The 15,885-nt window shown below is 64.7% G+C and carries 13 protein-coding genes; 5 read left to right on the top strand and 8 right to left on the bottom strand.

What is annotated here, in order from left to right:
• Positions 1–37: 37 nt before the first annotated feature.
• Positions 38–649, bottom strand: coding sequence for a DUF3427 domain-containing protein (locus E1298_RS50655; protein WP_243725914.1), 612 nt, complete (start codon positions 647–649; stop codon positions 38–40).
• A gap of 32 nt (positions 650–681) precedes the next feature.
• Positions 682–3,132 (bottom strand): DEAD/DEAH box helicase family protein, encoded by a 2,451-nt coding sequence (locus E1298_RS30870; RefSeq protein WP_243725913.1) that lies wholly within the window; start codon positions 3,130–3,132, stop codon positions 682–684.
• A 224-nt stretch (positions 3,133–3,356) separates the two neighbouring features.
• Between E1298_RS30870 and E1298_RS30865 the strand changes: the two genes are divergently transcribed.
• The gene (locus tag E1298_RS30865; protein WP_131899500.1) at positions 3,357–3,701 is read left to right on the top strand and encodes an effector-associated constant component EACC1; all 345 of its coding nucleotides are present in this window, start codon (positions 3,357–3,359) and stop codon (positions 3,699–3,701) included.
• On the top strand, positions 3,698–5,332 hold the full coding sequence (locus E1298_RS30860; RefSeq protein ID WP_131899498.1) for a caspase, EACC1-associated type: 1,635 nt from the start codon (positions 3,698–3,700) through the stop codon (positions 5,330–5,332). Before E1298_RS30865 ends, E1298_RS30860 begins: the two co-directional genes overlap by 4 nt.
• 12 nt (positions 5,333–5,344) lie before the next feature.
• Here the strand turns inward: E1298_RS30860 and E1298_RS30855 are convergent, their stop codons facing one another.
• Positions 5,345–6,058 carry a glutamate ABC transporter substrate-binding protein gene (locus E1298_RS30855; protein ID WP_131899496.1) on the bottom strand — a complete coding sequence of 238 codons (714 nt, stop codon included), beginning with the start codon at positions 6,056–6,058 and terminating at the stop codon, positions 5,345–5,347.
• Between the two features lie 264 nt (positions 6,059–6,322).
• A complete protein-coding gene (locus tag E1298_RS30850) occupies positions 6,323–6,571 on the bottom strand; it encodes a hypothetical protein (protein ID WP_131899494.1) in 249 nt (82 codons plus the stop codon).
• Positions 6,572–6,863: 292 nt separating this feature from the next.
• Between E1298_RS30850 and E1298_RS30845 the strand changes: the two genes are divergently transcribed.
• Positions 6,864–7,064 carry a hypothetical protein gene (locus tag E1298_RS30845; protein ID WP_131899492.1) on the top strand — a complete coding sequence of 67 codons (201 nt, stop codon included), beginning with the start codon at positions 6,864–6,866 and terminating at the stop codon, positions 7,062–7,064.
• 84 nt (positions 7,065–7,148) lie between these two features.
• Here E1298_RS30845 and E1298_RS30840 read toward each other — a convergent pair whose 3' ends face one another.
• Genes E1298_RS30840 through E1298_RS30825 form a run of 4 tightly spaced genes read right to left on the bottom strand, consistent with a single transcriptional unit; the run spans position 7,149 to position 10,900 of the window.
• Positions 7,149–8,324 carry a cytochrome P450 gene (locus E1298_RS30840; protein WP_165975748.1) on the bottom strand — a complete coding sequence of 392 codons (1,176 nt, stop codon included), beginning with the start codon at positions 8,322–8,324 and terminating at the stop codon, positions 7,149–7,151.
• Positions 8,324–9,169, bottom strand: a complete 846-nt coding sequence (locus E1298_RS30835; protein ID WP_131899488.1) for a TauD/TfdA dioxygenase family protein — start codon at positions 9,167–9,169, stop codon at positions 8,324–8,326. Before E1298_RS30835 ends, E1298_RS30840 begins: the two co-directional genes overlap by 1 nt.
• Positions 9,156–10,157 carry a threonine ammonia-lyase gene (locus E1298_RS30830; RefSeq protein ID WP_131899486.1) on the bottom strand — a complete coding sequence of 334 codons (1,002 nt, stop codon included), beginning with the start codon at positions 10,155–10,157 and terminating at the stop codon, positions 9,156–9,158. The genes E1298_RS30835 and E1298_RS30830 overlap by 14 nt, the downstream gene beginning before the upstream one ends.
• The gene (locus tag E1298_RS30825; protein ID WP_131899484.1) at positions 10,154–10,900 is read right to left on the bottom strand and encodes a GNAT family N-acetyltransferase; all 747 of its coding nucleotides are present in this window, start codon (positions 10,898–10,900) and stop codon (positions 10,154–10,156) included. The genes E1298_RS30830 and E1298_RS30825 overlap by 4 nt, the downstream gene beginning before the upstream one ends.
• A gap of 442 nt (positions 10,901–11,342) precedes the next feature.
• Here E1298_RS30825 and E1298_RS30820 point away from each other — a divergent pair, with 442 nt between their 5' ends.
• Positions 11,343–14,537, top strand: coding sequence for an AfsR/SARP family transcriptional regulator (locus E1298_RS30820; RefSeq protein ID WP_131899482.1), 3,195 nt, complete (start codon positions 11,343–11,345; stop codon positions 14,535–14,537).
• Positions 14,538–14,584: 47 nt separating this feature from the next.
• Positions 14,585–15,298, top strand: coding sequence for a class I SAM-dependent DNA methyltransferase (locus tag E1298_RS30815; RefSeq protein WP_131899480.1), 714 nt, complete (start codon positions 14,585–14,587; stop codon positions 15,296–15,298).
• Positions 15,299–15,885 lie beyond the last annotated feature (587 nt).

Raw genomic sequence — 15,885 nt, 5'->3', positions numbered from 1 at the left:
ACCCACCCCCACCGACACTCTCCCGACCCGACAGCCGTCACCCGGTGGTGACCTTTGCATAGTGGAAGACATCGGCAGGCAGCGGATGGGCCAGCTCCCAAACGATGCGCATTGGCCGCTCGCCCTCGTGCTCCACGTAGCTCATGGGACCGGCGTAGTTGTAGGCGTCTTCCTTGGTCTCGCGCAAGAAGAGATGCACTGTGGAGCCCAACGTCTCGTGGTTGATGTACCGCTGCCCAGTGGCGGACTGCTCGCGGGTACGTCCCTGGGACTCCCACTGGAAGCGCGTCCGGCTGATCGCGCGATCGTTGTACATGGTGGTGGGCGAGAACTGCCGCTCGTTCTTGCTGATCGTCACGAGAAACACGTCGGCCTGTTGGTCCGGCAACCACTGGACGCCAGCGACCATGGATCCAGAGACCTCCATCCCGAACGCCGCCAGGGCTTCGCCGCGGCTGTAACGAGCGTGGAGCCGGAGGGGAAGATGGACGATCTCCTCAACGACGGGAGTGAGGCGGTTGATCCTCCCGCGCAGAATCTCCGCCACTTCAAGGAGTTCCTCATGCCGTGCCGGATTTGCCCATAGCTTCGCCAGATGCCCCTCGACGGCCCTGGACGGCTGGCGGCTATCGAACGCGGTGTTCAGCATCGACAGCAGGAGCCGATGACGGAGGTCGGCCTCTAGGAGACTCGGCGGGCTTGGTTGTGTGAGGAGTTCGCGAAGGAACTGGAGCCGCTCGGGGTCATCGATGTGTAGTAGCCGGCTGATGGTCTTGCGTAGCCCGGAGTCTTGCTCCGCCGAAACAACCGGGCGTGGGTCGAGTCCCACCTCGCGGCGTAGCGCGGCCCAGCCTCCGCGGCTGCCGCGGTAGAGATCGTCAAGTTCCAGGCCCGTCTCGTTGAGGAAACCGGCGAGGTCGAGGTGGGGCTGGCCAGCCAATTCCGAGGCGAGATCGTTCCAGCGGATGTTGAGCGCTTGCCTGATGTTGGCGAGCACCAACTTGCTGACCTCGCGGTCGAGATCAATGGAGCATCCGGCCGGCAGGGTCGGGAAGCCTGCCTTGACCTCCTGCGCAAGCCGCCCTCGACGGATGCCGGTGAGCGCGGTGAACCGCTTATCGAAGCGAAATTCCTTGCGCTGGTGTCCAACAAAATCCAGGACGGTGAGACGGGCTTGTCCCTGGTCAGCCGAAGGCCGCGGCCAAGTTGTTGCAAGAAAACTGTGGCGCTCTCAGTGGGACGCAGGAAGAGAACAGTGTTGATGTCAGGGACATCCACACCTTCGTTGAACAGATCGACGGTGAAGACCGTTTTGATCTCGCCGTTTCGCAGCTTTTCAAGGGCGGTAGCGCGCTCTTCGGTGGTCATCTGCGATGTCACGGCAAGCGCAGGAATGCCGTGCGTTGTGAAGCGGTCGGCCATGAAAGAGGCGTGCTTGATGCTCACACAGAAGCCGACCGCCTTCATAACATTCGAGTCGCCTAGCTTTTCTGCTAGAGAGCGGATGATCATAGCGACTCGCGAATCGAGTCCGGTGTAGAGATTGGTGAGCTCGCTGATGTCGTAACCAGCGCCACGTCGCCACTTGACGTGGGAGAGATCGACATCGTCGTGAATCCCGAAATAGTGGAACGGTACGAGCATGCCGCGTTCCAGTGCTTCCCATAGTCGAAGTTCGACGGTTGGACGCCCCTCGTCGAACCAGTGAAGGATGTCTTCCCCATCGGTCCGCTCGGGGGTCGCCGTAAGACCGAGCAAGGCGATGGGAGTGACGTGGTCGAGAAGGGCACTGTAGGAGATAGCTGCCGCGTGATGAAACTCGTCGACGATCACCATATCGAATCGGTCGCGCGTCAAATTTGGGAGCTGGCTCACCGACTGGATGGACGCGAAGACATGACGCCATTGTGAGGGTCGATCTCCGTCCACTAGAAGCTCACCAAACGCACCGTTCTTCAACACAGTGCGGAACGTGCTCAGACTCTGTGTCAATATCTCCTTGCGATGCGCAACGAAGAGCAATGAGTCGACCTTACCCAGGTCGCGTAGCCGCTCGTAATCGAGGGCGGCCACGATAGTCTTGCCCGTTCCGGTCGCCATCACGACAAGATTGCGCCAGTGGCCATGAGTCTCCCGTGCGGCCTGGAGGGCATCAAGAACCTCCTGCTGGTACGGCCGCGGAGTGACGTCAATATTGGCCACATGAAGGGGAAGGTCTCGCGGCCCACTTCGCTCAGTGGCGAGTGCCTCCGCCAACCGCCCGTGATCTCGCGCAGAGTGGTATCGCTCGAAGGCCGGGTCATTCCAGTACTCGTCAAACGTGGCCGCGAAAGTATCAACCAGGTGCGGCTGCTCCGCACGTGCGAGCCGCACATTCCACTCGACTCCGTCCAGCATGGCGGCGCGTGAAAGGTTGGACGAGCCAACGTAGGCGGTGTCTAGCCCTGAGTTCCGATGGAACAGCCAAGCCTTCGCATGTAGCCGCGTCCGATGGGTGTCGTAGGAGATGGCGACCTCAGCACCCATCGAGGCTAGGTGCTCGACAGCGCGGAGTTCAGTAGCCCCCATGTAGGTCGTAGTGATGACCCGCAGGATGCCACCTCGGTCGAGGAAGTCTCGCAATGAAGCCTCGACCAATCGGAGTCCGTGCCACTTGACGAAGGCTATGAGTAGGTCGACACGGTCTGCCGAAGCGAGCTCCTTGACCACCTCTCGTCCGATCTGCGGCTGGTCTCGCCCGTTGACGAGAAGGGCGCTGGACGACAGGGGGATGTCGGGCCGTTCCGGGAAGCAAACTGTTCCATCAGGAAGGCGGCCTCTGGCAACGCCGAGCAACACATCATGGCTGGAGGCCAGCAGGTCGCCGGCGGCTGCCGCATCCGGAACGACGGACGCGATCGCTTCGCTGATCCGATTTGCCGCCTCTACCTGGTCGCCGACGCTCGCCTGACCACCCCCTGCGATCTTGAGGGCGCGCCGGACCAGCTCCGCCAGATGCCGAACGAGGAGCTCCTCGGTGTCGAGCGTCTCCAGGCCGTCACGGTGCACCAAATCACCCTCAACCGACTGCAGGCGCTGATGCAGTTCAGCGGTCACGATCTTCTCGTAGACCCCAGGAGCAAGCTCAGACATGGCCCAACCGTATGGCCCACCTACGTCCCCGGTGCCATGGATTGCTCACAAGAGTGCAAGGCGTGCGCGTCGTGGCCGTTCGAGCCAGCGGATCGAAGGGAACTCGGGTCCACACCGCGGTTCCTTGGAGCGACCCGGTACGCCGGCACGTCAAACGTCATGAACATTCCGACATGTCGGTCTGTCTGCGACGATCGTGTGCGCAGACTGACAGGGGGTTATCCGTGACCATCAACGTTCGGATCGATGGAGACTCTGCGGACGATGAGCTGCGTTCGCTCCACCAGTGGCTGCTCCGCGAGCCGGTCATCTACCAAGACATGGACCTGAAGCTCGTGTCGAAGCAGCCGGAGCAGGGCCAGATGGGCGCTGCGCTGGACCTGATCACCTTGACCGTGACGAGCACTCTTCAACTGCCGAGCGTGATCGATGCCATCAACGGCTGGCGCAGAACCCGGCGTCGCGAGACGCAGATCACCGTCGAGCGCGGAGATGTTAAGGTCACCATCACCGGCGCCGATCCAGAGGCGGTCATCAAGGCCCTGAGCCTCGCGGAGAAAGACGAATGACGCTTCCGGATCCACTCAGGTCGCGCGCTGTGCTCATCGGGACGAGTCGGTACACCTACTTGGAGCAACTGCCGGCGGTTGCCAACAATCTCACTGAGCTCGCCAGGTTGCTCACCGATGGGCAACTATGCGGTATCCCTGCCGAGCACTGTGAGGTCGTTTCTAATCCCGACTCCATCGCGGAGATGCTTGACCCGGTTGCGAAAGCGGCGCAGGAAGCGACCGATGTGCTGATCGTCTACTTTGCCGGGCATGGGCTAGTTCATTCGACGGGTAGCGACCTCTATCTGACTTTGGTGGGGTCAGATAATGGGCGCATGTACCGTTCCGTGGCGTACGACTACATTAGAACAGAACTGCGGATGAGCCGCGCAAAGCGTAAACTCGTCATCCTAGATTGCTGCTACTCTGGGCTTGCGGCCGGAGTGATGAGCGGCGGTGATTCGACGGGTGAGGTCGCGAACAGCGCTAATCTCTCTGGCGTCTACCTGATGGCATCAACTGCTGAAAATAAGACATCGCAATCAGGAGACACCTATACCGCGTTTAGTGGCGCGCTGTTTGATCTCATCAATACCGGCGTCCCTGACCATCCGGACCTTCTTGACGTTGACACTCTTTTTGAGGGTGTTCGGGAAGTCCTCCGCGATAAAGGTCTTCCCATCCCTCAGCGGAGGGAGAGAGACTACGGTGCAAGTCTTCGGTTGTTCCGTAACCAGGCCATGGGAGAGCGAAGCCTGGTGCCCGTCAAGGAGTTCTACGGGCCGATTTCTGGTGTCGAGCCTGGAGCACGATTTCCAAACCGTCAAGAACTGCGTCGAAGCCGTATCCATCGCCCTTTGCAGGCCGGCATCTGCGGGACTGCCGAAAAGGGCGGTGCCGAGTCGATCGTGGTCTCCGGTGGCTACAAAGATGACAAAGACTACGGCGACACGATCATCTACACGGGGCATGGTGGACGGGACCCGAATACCGGTGTACAAGTTAAGGATCAGTCTCCGATGCACACGGGCAATGCGGCTCTCATTAAGAGTCTGACGACAGGCTTGCCTGTCCGTGTCGTTCGCGGTTCTGGCGGCAATCGCGACTTCTCGCCCGAGGTCGGTTACAGCTATGACGGGTTGTTCAGGGTCACGGACTACTTCGTCCAGCCAAGTGTGGACGGGCCAAGCGTGCTTCTGTATCGACTCGAACGGATCGCAGACACGATCTCCGACAACACATCTCAGCACATGAGTCGAGATCTTTCCCCGGGACGGTTCGAGCGGCTCGCGCCTGGTGTTTATGCCTCGCGTGCCCGTGCTGAAGAACTCAAGCGACTTTACAACTATGAGTGCCAGGTCTGTGGCGTCGTCTTGGAGGCACCCGGAGACCAACCTTTCGCCTGGGTAGCATACGTCCGTGGCCTGGAGCCGCCGCATCGAGGCGCTGATGCTTTCAACAACATGCTGTGTCTATGCTCGAACCACCGCGACCTGTTCAGGTTTGGCTCGATCACCATCGAAGATGACTTTAGAGTTATCGACCAGGCTGATGGCGAGGAGATGGGGGAGCTCAACGTCAAGCATGAGATCTCCCTCGAAAGCATTCGCTACCACAGGGAGCATCACCGAGTCTCCGATGGAGAGTGAAGCTTCCCGACACTACGAGCAGCCCTCGAATTCGGGGATGGACTCGGTCAGTTTGAGGTTGCTTGGGCCGAACCACTTGTGGAGTAGTCGGCCGGCCGTCCCGTCCTGGTACATGACGGTGAGGGCCCGGTTGACGCCCTCGCAGCCATCGACGTCGTCCCGCCGGAGGCCCACGCCGTAGCGCTCGTCGGTGAACGGAGCGTTCATGATCTTCACTCGGGTCACGTAGCGGGTCGCGAAGCCGGCCAGGACCAGGTCGCCGGTCGAGACCACGTCCACGGCGCCGTTGAGCAGCTTGGTGACACACTCGCTGTAAGAAGGTGACTGTACGAGCCGTGGCTGGATGCCCAACCCCTTTGTGATCCGGTCGGTGGACACCGATCCGCTCGCTTGGCACATCCTTCGTCCGGCCAGATCGCGTACGCCTCGTACCCGGTTTTCGGTCGCGCGGACCATGATGTCTTGGTGGGCGACGTAATAGGGGCCACCGAAAGTGACGAGCTTGGCACGGTCCGGCGTAATCGAGTACGAGGCCAGGACCAGATCGACCGTGTGGTTGTTCAGCAGGCGTTCCCGGTCATCGGACGTCACCGTCTTGAACGTGACACGGGATGCCCCCATTTGCCGGGCGATGTACGTGCCCACATCGACCTCGAAGCCGCGGAAAGTGCCGTTCCGGTCCTTGAATCCGAGTCCGGGCTGGTCGGCCTTCACCCCGATCACCATCGTGCTCTTGTCAGAGATCGACGCGGTAGCGGCAGTACACCCCGTAAGCCCCAGACTCACCACCGCGATCGCACGAAGAAACGCTGTGTTCACACAGCCACAGTTACCAACCGAAGACAACCATGAGGTGAACGGCCGAAGGCGCTCAGGAGCACATTCCTCCGCCGGAAACCAGCCGCTTATGCAGCGTATACAGAAGGATGCTTACTGTATGGAATTATGCGCTCACGGGTGTGCTTTCCCTGGGTACGGGTCGTGTCTGGGTTACTTGGGTGCCTTGCGGCGTTGCTTCACCGGGGCCGCCCGTCCCTCGGCGACGAAGCGCTCGTGTTGTTGCCAGCCCTGGAGCCACTTCCATCCGGCGCCGAGAGCGGCCGTCATTGCCGCGACCATGAACGTGGTGACCTGGTTCTCGTCCAGGTGAGCCCCAGGGACGATCTGCGCGACCACCCCGGCCAGCCACCCGGCCGCCACGGCGAACACCGGAGTGAACAGCGCGACGCCCCGCCCCAACCATGATCCTTCGCTTTGCTGTGCCCCTTGGGCGGCCACGTCCTCAGCGGATTCCGACATCAATACCCACCTGTCCCTTGGCTGGGAGCTCCACAGTCGGTTAACACTCGCTTCCTAACGGTGATACGTCAACCGATCTTCTGTTCGAAGACGTCCACTATCGGTCACCCTGAAATGGAGGTGGAGGACGACTGCAGCCGGCGGTCGAGCGGTTGAGCAGTAGCAACGGGTACATGGGCGTGGGGTCGGGTGTGGGGATCTAGGGGCAGGTCGTGGCGATCGCTCAGTCAGTGTGCGCGCCGAGGTGCTGAGCGGCTACGGCGTGGAGATCACCGTGTTCGACATCGCCGGGACGAAGACGGAGCCGCCCGTGGTGATCGCGGTCCAGGAGTTCCATCTCAACGCCCGGATCGTCCGGGGAGATCAAACATATCTTGACCGCTCACCCTGGCCGGGCGCCCGTCCACGTGCTCCTGCACTGCCGCGCCTCTAAGTGCGGCCTGGTGGACATTGAACCCTTCCGGTCGCGCCGGACCGGCGGCATCGAGGTCCGGCGCGATCGGTGGAGCCTCAACCTTTATGGGTCTGTCGGCGCTTTCCAGGTGACCTTTAGGTGGAGTGCGGTCGGGCAGCGGAAGATGGGATTGGGTAGGTAGGTGATTTCCGGCGTTGCCGGCTCGAAATGAGCGGTGTTGGCCAGGAAGGTGTGAATGAGCAGTCGGCCCTGCAGCCGTACGAGGGTTGAGCCGAGGCAGGTGTGTGTGCCGCGGCCGAAGGTGAGGTGGTTGGCGGCGTCGGCGCGCTGCGGGTCGAAGGTGTCGGGGTCGGGCCACTCTGCGGGGTCCTGGTTGGCCGATCCGAAGAGCACAAGGATGCGGGTGCCTTCGGGGAGGGGGACACCGCCGAGTTCGCAGTCGCGGGTCGTCATCCGGTACATGCCTTGCAGGGGGTTTTCCAGCCGGAGGGTCTCCTCGACGAATCCGGCTATGTCCGTGGGATGGGCGCGCAACTGGTCGGCGAGCTCGGGCGCGCGGGCGAGGATGTGCATGGCGCTGGTCAGATAGGCGGTGGTGGTGAAGTTCCCGGCCACGAGGAGGTCGATGACGAAGCGGGCGGCATCGGCGGGTGGGATGCCGGATTCGTGGATGAGGGGCAGAACGCCGTTGCGTGCGCTGTTGAGGCGCTGGGCGATTCGTGCGGCGAGGGGGCGTCCTGGCGGGACGATCTGCTCGGGGTCGAATTCCCGCACGCCAACCGTGGCGCGGACGAGTTCTTGGGACCATCGCAGCAGGTCGGGCCGGTCTTCTTCGGGCAGGCCGAGGACGTGCATGATGGCGGAGATCGGCAGGGGGATCGCGACATCGTTGACGAAGTCGACGCTGTCCTGATGCCGGAGCGCGTTCACCAGCCGGTGGCAGATGCCGGTGACGGCCGCTTCATGCCCGGCGATGCGTCTGGGGGTGAACGCTCGGTTGACGATCGATCGGCGGCGGGCGTGCTCTGGGTCGGTGGAGGTCAGCAGGTAAGGCAGGTAGTTGGACATCTCGCTGTCGGGCCCTGGCGCCGGAGCGCCCAGTGCGTTGGAGGACGAGAAGGTCCGCGCGTCCAGAATGACGCGGAGCACGTCGTGGTGAGAGCTGACCACATAGGCGTTCATCGCCTCGGAGAAGTGGACACCCTGTTGGCGGGTCTGGTGGTAGGCCGCCGCGGGACAGGACAGGGCAGCGGGATTGCCGCTCAGGACGTCGTCCATTATCCGCTCTCTTCCTGCAGGATGTTCATCCGGTACATCAGCCTTTCGTGCGGGAAGTAGTCGGCGACGGCGTAGTGCTGCAGGCAGCGGTTGTCCCAGATGAGGAGATCGTTGGTGTGCCATCGATGCCGGTAGATGAACTCGTTGGTCTCGATGTGCCGGTAGAGGAAGTCGAGTATGGCCTGGCTCTCCGCCGCCGACAGGCCGTCGATGCCCGTGACGTAGGGCTCCGAGATGTAGAGAGCGTTCTTCTTCGTCTCCGGATGGGTTCTGACGAGAGGATGGTGCACGGCCTTGCCGCCGCCGAACCTGTCGTTGACCTCGATGGCCTTCTTCTTGAGCATCTCGCCCAGTTCGGGGTAGTCGGCGCCGAACGCCTTCTTGGCGTCGTGGGTCGCCGTCAGTTGGCCGAGCATCTCCCGCATCGGCGCGGACAGCGCCTCGTAGGCCAGGTACATGTTGGAGAAGAGGGTGTCACCGCCGACCCTGGGTGTCGTCTTCGCGTAGAGGACGGTGCCGAGAGGCGGATCGGGCCAGCCGCTGTTGTCGGTGTGCCAGGCGTTGAGGCCGGGCGGGTTGTTCTCGTCATTGTGCAGTCGCATGCACTCCGGATGGCCCTCCACCGTCATCGGCAGCAGGTGGTCGTGTACCAGTAGGTCGCCGAATCGGCGGCAGAATCTCTTCTGGTCCTCGACCGTGAGCTCCTGTCCGGGGAAGACGAGCAGGCTGTGCCGCTGGAATGCCTGCTTGATCGCTTCCCAGTGGTGCGCGGGCAGGTCGTCGGAAAGGTAGACGCCGGTCACCTGAGCGCCAACGGCGGCGCTGGCCGGTTCAATGGTGAGCATCTTCGGCTCCGTTCTCAGAGGTGTCGTTCAGCACGCCCAGCAGCTTGTGGAGGTCGATCGTGGCGCCGCTGATAATGGCGCACGGGTGCCTCCACTGATAGGCGTTGGCGTATTTGCATGCCGCAGCGAGGGCGGCCGCCCCGGCACCTTCGGCCAGCATTTTGTCGTTGAGTAGAAGCGAGCCCAGCGCTTCGGCGACCTCCTGCGGGGTCACGGTGAGGACACCGGCGATGACGTCCTTGACCCGGTGGAACTGCTGCGGGAGGACGAAGCTGGCCCCTATGCCGTCCACGAAGGAGGGGCTGTATTCCACTTCGACAGGTTCTCCCGCCCGCAGCGAGGCGGACAGGGGTGCGCCGGTGGTGATTTCGACGGCGAAGACGCCGACGTCATGCCCGGCGAACACGGTGGCGAGGCTATAGGTCAGGTTGCCGCCGCCATAGGGAACCAGGACGGCGTCGACCGCGGGGAGGTCCTGGAGTATCTCCAGTCCTATCGTGCCGTTGCCCTGCGTCACGTAGTCGTCCGTCTCGCAGGAGAGGAAGAAGCCCGGGAAATCAGGATGCGCTCCCGTCAGCATCGTGTCCCGCCACGTTTCATAGGGGACACGGACGATTCGCGCGAGTGGATTGTGCCCGGTGATGCCGGCCATCTTGGCGGGCGTTATCTGATCGGGCACGATGACGGTGTAGTCCACCGCCAGGCGACCCGTCGCGTACGCCAGCGCCTGGGCGAAGTTCCCCGAGCTGCAGGTCACCACCCCGTGCTTCCTGATGTGCGACCACACGTCTGGCCGGAAGCGCTTGTAGCTGAGAAGGCCGCTCAGCGCTCCGCGCAGCTTGAACGATCCGGTGAGCTGAAGATTTTCGCATTTGAGGAAGACGTCGTTCCGTTTCTTCGACCTCACGAGAGGCGTCCGCCGGATGTGGGGCGAGATCAGCTCATGCGCGTTGGCCACGGACGCGGATACCGGTGTGTGTACGGTCATGAGCTCAGCACCGCCACGTCATAGCGGAAGTCCGTCGCCAGACCGATCCGGTTCGCCACGGCGACGCTCGCCTCGTTGTCGGCCTGGCAGGACAAGACCGGGCGCAGGCCATGTTTTGCGCCGTACCTGATGATCTGGGAGCTCATGGCGGTGTACAGGTTCCGGTGCCGGTATCGCGGATGGGTGAAGCCGCCCAGTTCGACCAGCCCACCTCCCACGACCCCGTGCCCTTCCGCCGCGACCCGTCCATCGCGGACCAGGCAGAATCCGTAGCCGTTCATCAGGTAATTGGCGGCCGACCCGAAGATGGAAAGGACCATGTCCCGCCAGTTCAGCTTCTCGAACAGCCGCGCATCGGTTCTCTGCAGATCGAACTCTTCGGCCGGCGTGAACGCGTTCCCGCCAGGCTCGGCGCGGCTGAACTGGATGCGCTCGGACTTGCGAAAACCGTGTTGCGGGATGACTTCAGTGCCCGGCGGAAAAATCAGCCTGACGGGCGGCCTGTCGCGCAGCAGGGCAAAGATCTCGTCCACGAGATCGGTTGTGATCGCTCCGGCGGCGAAGCAGAAGGGCGACTGCGTGGCGATGAGGCACGCCGAAACGTCGTCGCCTTCCTGCTGTGCCCATGCTTTCGCGGGGATCTTTCCCTCAAGGGCCGCGTGGACGAACGCGAGGTTGGGATACGAGGGCCCGAACAGCGAGGCGAGTTTCGCGTACCGGACCGGGGTCACCGCGTTCAGCATCGGGCCTCCCCATCGACCGTCGCCGGCGTTGCCGTTCGTGTCATGACGCCTCCTTCGGCGGCCTCGGCCGTCCTGTCGCAGTGTGACGACATGAACACGCAAGGCGGTGCTTGCGGCTTTGCGGGCGGATCTTGTTCGTGCTCTCCGGGTCCGGATGCGGTTTGAGGCGGCAGCGGGGCAGGTTTTGGTAGGTCACGCGAGCAACCTAAAAGCCGCTGTCCTGGCCTGGTCCTGGTCTGGTCCTGGCCTGCTCCTCACCCGCCCTCCGCGGATCCCGACGCGCGGAGAGGCGCGAATGCCCTGTTCAAACCATTGATGTCACATTAGGTATTCATGCGACCACACCTTCGTTATTTTCGGCCCGCCCGTTGGATGACGATGCGGGTGGCCACGTTCGGCAAGCCTCCGAAACGGTGAGTTACTTGCGGACGGAGTTGCCGCAGTGTGGGGTGGAAAATCAGAACGATCCCGAATCGGGGCGAAGTCAATGAATTTTAAGATCCTGGGGCCGCTGGAAATCTGGGGAGCCGACAAGCGGCTGCACCCCGGGACGGCGCGTCATCAGAAAGTGCTGTCCGCTTTACTGCTGGCCGCCGATCAAGTGGTTCCGGTGAGTCGCCTGATCAATGCGGCCTGGGATGAGGACCCGCCCGCCACCGCGACGAAGCAGGCCCGCAACGTCGTCTCCGATTTACGTCGGGTGCTGAACGGCACCGGCGCCGCCGATCTGGTAACGGCGGGTCAAGGCGGTTACCGGCTGTCGGTCGGTCCCGGCGCGCTCGACGCTTTCGTTTTCGACGACCAGGTCACCCGGGCCCGCAAGCATGCCGTTGATCAACGGATCGATGCAGCTGTCGGCGAGTTCCGCGCCGCCCTGGCGTTGTGGCGTGGGCCGACCCTGGCCGGCTTGGACAGCCCCGCACTGGCCCCGCAGCGAATCGCGCTGGACGAGAAGCGTCTCGCCGTGCTGGAGGAATGCACCCACCTGGAACTGACTCTCGGCCGGCATCACGCGCTTTCCGCCGAGTTGGTGTCATGGGTGGCCGAATTTCCGCTGCGGGAGCGGCTCGTCGGCCTCTACATGCGGGCGTTGTACCAGTCCGGTCGGCAGGCCGAAGCGCTCCGGGCCTTCCAGGAGGCCCGGCGGGTCCTGATCGAGCAACTCGGGATCGAACCTGGAAAGGAGCTCCAGCATGTGCACCAACAGATCCTCACAGGTGATGCCGAAATAGTCTCGCCGTCGAACTCCCCCGCGGAGGCCCGTCATTTCCTGCCCCGCGATATCGCCGATTTCACTGGTCGCACCGCCGAGCTGGAGCGCCTTTTCTCAGCGCTGCCGGCGGACGGGGAACCGGCGAGGGCCGTGGTGATCAGCGCGATCGACGGGATGGCCGGGATCGGCAAGACCACCCTGGCCGTCCACGCCGCCCACCACCTGGCCGATCGCTACCCGGACGCTCAGCTGTTCGTCGATCTCCATGCTCATAGCGCCGAGCAGGACCCCGTCAGCGCGTCGACCGCGCTGGACACGCTATTGCGCGCATTGGGAGTCCCCGGAGAGAGAATTCCGGAGGGTGTTGAGAAACGGGCCGGGTTGTGGCGTGCCCAACTCGCCGGGCGCCGCGCCGTGGTCGTCCTCGACAATGCCGCCGGCGCCGCACAAGTGCGGCCGTTGCTGCCCGGCACCCCTGAATGCGCGGTGCTGATCACCAGCCGCCGCCGGCTCGTCGACCTGGAGGCCGCCCATCCGCTGTCCCTTGACGTCCTACCCTCGGACGACGCGACCGCGCTGTTCACCCGGGTCATCGGCGATACCCGCGCCCTCGCCGACTCGCAGGACGTCCAGGAGGTCGTGCGGCTGTGCGGGTACCTGCCCTTGGCGATACGCGTCGCGGCCGCGCGGCTGCGCACGCGGCCCGCTTGGGGTGTCGCCCATCTGATCGAGCGGCTACGGCACGAGCAACGGCGGCTGGGGGAGCTCGCCGCCGGAGACCGCGGCGTCGCCGCCGCCTTCGCCCTGTCTTACCGGTACCTCACCGGTGACCAGCAGCGTCTTTTCCGGCTGCTCGGGCTGCACCCCGGCGCCGACTTCGACACGCACACCGCCGCCGCGTTGGCCGACGTGACGCTGGAACAGGCGGATCGGTTGATGGAGCAACTCGTCGACGTGCACCTGCTCCAGCAGCCCACCGCCGACCGGTACCGCTTCCATCAGCTTCTCCGCCTGCACGCCGTCCATCTCGCGGACATCGAGGAGGGCGAGGCGGAACGGCGCGCGGCCCTGACCCGGGCGTTCGACCACTACCGGCACACCACCGGCCTCGCCATGAACGCGGCCGTCTGCTACAACCAGCCCTATTCGCCCAGCATGCCCGCCTCCACGACCCCGGCACCGCACTTCGCCGACTTCGACCAGGCCGTCGCCTGGCTGGAGACCGAATGGCCCAATCTGGTCACCGCCGCCACGTATGCCGCCGAACACGGCTGGCCCCTCCATGTCGCCGATCTCGCCAACAGGCTGTGGTGCTATATCGAGCACCGGTGCAGCTATGACGAGGCCGTCGTCCTCTACACGAGTGCGCTCCAATCCGCTCGCGACAACGGCGACCGCGAACACGAAAGCCAGGCGCTGCACTACCTCGGCTTGTTCCACCGCCGCCGAGGACGGGGAGACCAGGCCCTCGCCCACTACGGGCAGGCCCTCACCCTGGCGCGGGACACCGGCAATCGCATCCTCCAGGCCCGAATCCTCGGCAACCTCGGCCCCGCGCTGCGGTACCTGGGGCGCGCTGACGACGCGCTCGTCCACTACGGGCAGGCGCTGACGCTGGCACGTGACATCGGCGATCTCGCCCTCCAGTGCGGCGTCTTGAAGGGCCTCGGTTCCGTTTACCGGCAGCAGGGACGCTATGACCAGGCCGTCACTTATTACAAGCAGTCCCTGGCCCTGACACGGGATGTCGGCAACCACCGGCACGAGCCCGTTGTCCTGTGCGAACTCGGTGGCGTCTACGGCCGAATAGGACGCTTTGACGAGGCGCTCGTGCACCTCCACGAAGCGCTCGACATGGCCCGCGCCAGCGCCAGCCGCCTTCTCGAAGGCTCCGCGCTGTGCGAACTCGGTGGTGTGTACGGCCGGACGGGACGCCATGACGAGGCGCTGAGCCACCTCCACGAAGCGCTGGACCTGGCCCGCGCCACCGCCAACAGCCTTCTCGAAGGCTCCGCACTGTGCGAGATCGGCGACGTCTGCGGACGGACGGGACGCTATGACGAAGCACTGAGCCACCTCGGCCAGGCCGTCGACCTGGCCTGCGGCACCGCCAACCGTCCGCTGGAGAACGAGGTGCTGAACAGGCTGGGGGAGACCGTACGCCGCACCGGCGACCCGAACCGCGCCCGCGCCCACCACCAGGAGGCGCTGGCCATCGCCGGTGAGATCGGTGACCGCTACGAGCAGGCCCGCGCCCACGACGGCCTCGCGCACGCCCACCACGATCTCGGCCACCACCGTCAGGCGCGCGAGCACCGGCGGCAGGCCCTGGCCGGATACACCGACCTCGGCGTTCCCGACGCCGGCAAGATCCGCGCCCTGCCGGAGACGCCGCGACCGGGCGCGAGCCAAGGCGTCCCCTGACCGGGTGAGGGCGCCGGGGTCGCCCATCGGGGAAGTACGCTTGGCCGGTGTTCTCGCCTCAAGGCCCCTCTGTCCGTGAACTGGTGGTTCAGGCGTTGTCGTCGGTCGAGCACGGCTACGACCTGCTCGCCCCCAAGTTCGATCACACGCCGTTTCGGACTCCTGACGGCCTTCTCTGCGCGACCGCCGATGCGCTGCGCCCGTTCGGACCGTTCGGGGACGGTCTGGACGTGTGCTGCGGTACCGGCGCGGGCATGCGGGTGCTGAAACCGCTGTGCCGAGGCCGGACCACGGGCGTCGACTTCAGCGCCGGCATGCTCGCGCAGGCTCGCAGGACTCACCCGGATGCCGAGTGGGAACGGGCCGACGTGCGGGACTTGCCCTTCACCGGGGCATTCGACCTGGCGGTCAGTTTCGGTGCGCTCGGACATTTCCTGCCCGCCGAGCGGCCCGCGCTGTTCGCCGGGGTGTTCCGCGCGTTGCGTCCCGGCGGGTTGTTCGCCTTTCCGATCGGCGCGCCGCCGCCCATCACGTCGACCTGGTACTGGGCGCTGCTGGGATTCGACGCGGTGATGCGGGTGCGGAACGCGGTGTGGCGCCCGTCCTTCGTCATGTACTACCGCACCTGCCCGTTGCAGGCGGTGCGCGATGACCTGGCGGCAGCCGGATTCACCGTGACGACGACCCCCTTGACGGACCTGGGGCAGCGCGCGGACGGCAGCCCGCGGGGCCGGCTGGTGCTCGCGCGCAGGCCCTCGTGAATCCGGTACGCCGCACTGAGCGATCGGCGGTCAGGCGGGCGGGTTGATGTGCCGGCCGCGCCCCGCTTGTCGGTTGCGCCCCGCCTGCCGGACGCGCCTGCTGGCCCGCCGCGTTCCGTCTGCCGGTCGCGTCCCGTCTGCCGGTCGCGTCCCGTCTGCCGGCCGCGCCCCGTCTGCCGGCCGCGGCCGCGCGGTGACCGGGCTTCGTGATGTGCCGACAACGGCCGTTATCCGCGACGCCACCAACCGATGAGGTCGGCACCGGATCAGGCATGCTCAACGCCGTCCAACAGTGCGCCAACGCCATCGGCGCCGCCGCCCTCGGCACGGCCTTTTTCGCCAAGCCGGACACGGCGGTTTCTTCGACGCAGGCCAACTCATCACCGCACTCGCCGCCGCCCTCTACCTGGCCACCCTCCTCCTGGTCGGCCTCCTACCCAAACACCCCCAACAAGCACGCGGCTGACCCTCAGCTCCGCCCAGTAGCCTCGTTACAGATCACACCGGCCCGCTCACCGCCGGGTGGACGCCCGAGCCCGCACCACCGTCCTCGCCCGCCCCGGAGCGGACGGCGCCAGCGCCCCGCC

Origin of the sequence: Actinomadura rubrisoli (assembly GCF_004349215.1) — a bacterium.
GTDB lineage: Bacteria > Actinomycetota > Actinomycetes > Streptosporangiales > Streptosporangiaceae > Spirillospora > Spirillospora rubrisoli.
This window is presented reverse-complemented; position numbering and strand designations above follow the sequence as displayed.

Bases quoted from the DNA above. Each gene is read 5' to 3' on its own strand.
- E1298_RS50655 (WP_243725914.1), bottom strand. From the start codon at position 649: ATGCTGAACACCGCGTTCGATAGCCGCCAGCCGTCCAGGGCCGTCGAG.
- E1298_RS30870 (WP_243725913.1), bottom strand. From the start codon at position 3,132: ATGTCTGAGCTTGCTCCTGGGGTCTACGAGAAGATCGTGACCGCTGAA.
- E1298_RS30860 (WP_131899498.1), top strand. From the start codon at position 3,698: ATGACGCTTCCGGATCCACTCAGGTCGCGCGCTGTGCTCATCGGGACG.
- E1298_RS30855 (WP_131899496.1), bottom strand. From the start codon at position 6,058: ATGGTGATCGGGGTGAAGGCCGACCAGCCCGGACTCGGATTCAAGGAC.
- E1298_RS30840 (WP_165975748.1), bottom strand. From the start codon at position 8,324: ATGGACGACGTCCTGAGCGGCAATCCCGCTGCCCTGTCCTGTCCCGCG.
- E1298_RS30835 (WP_131899488.1), bottom strand. From the start codon at position 9,169: ATGCTCACCATTGAACCGGCCAGCGCCGCCGTTGGCGCTCAGGTGACC.
- E1298_RS30830 (WP_131899486.1), bottom strand. From the start codon at position 10,157: ATGACCGTACACACACCGGTATCCGCGTCCGTGGCCAACGCGCATGAG.
- E1298_RS30825 (WP_131899484.1), bottom strand. From the start codon at position 10,900: ATGCTGAACGCGGTGACCCCGGTCCGGTACGCGAAACTCGCCTCGCTG.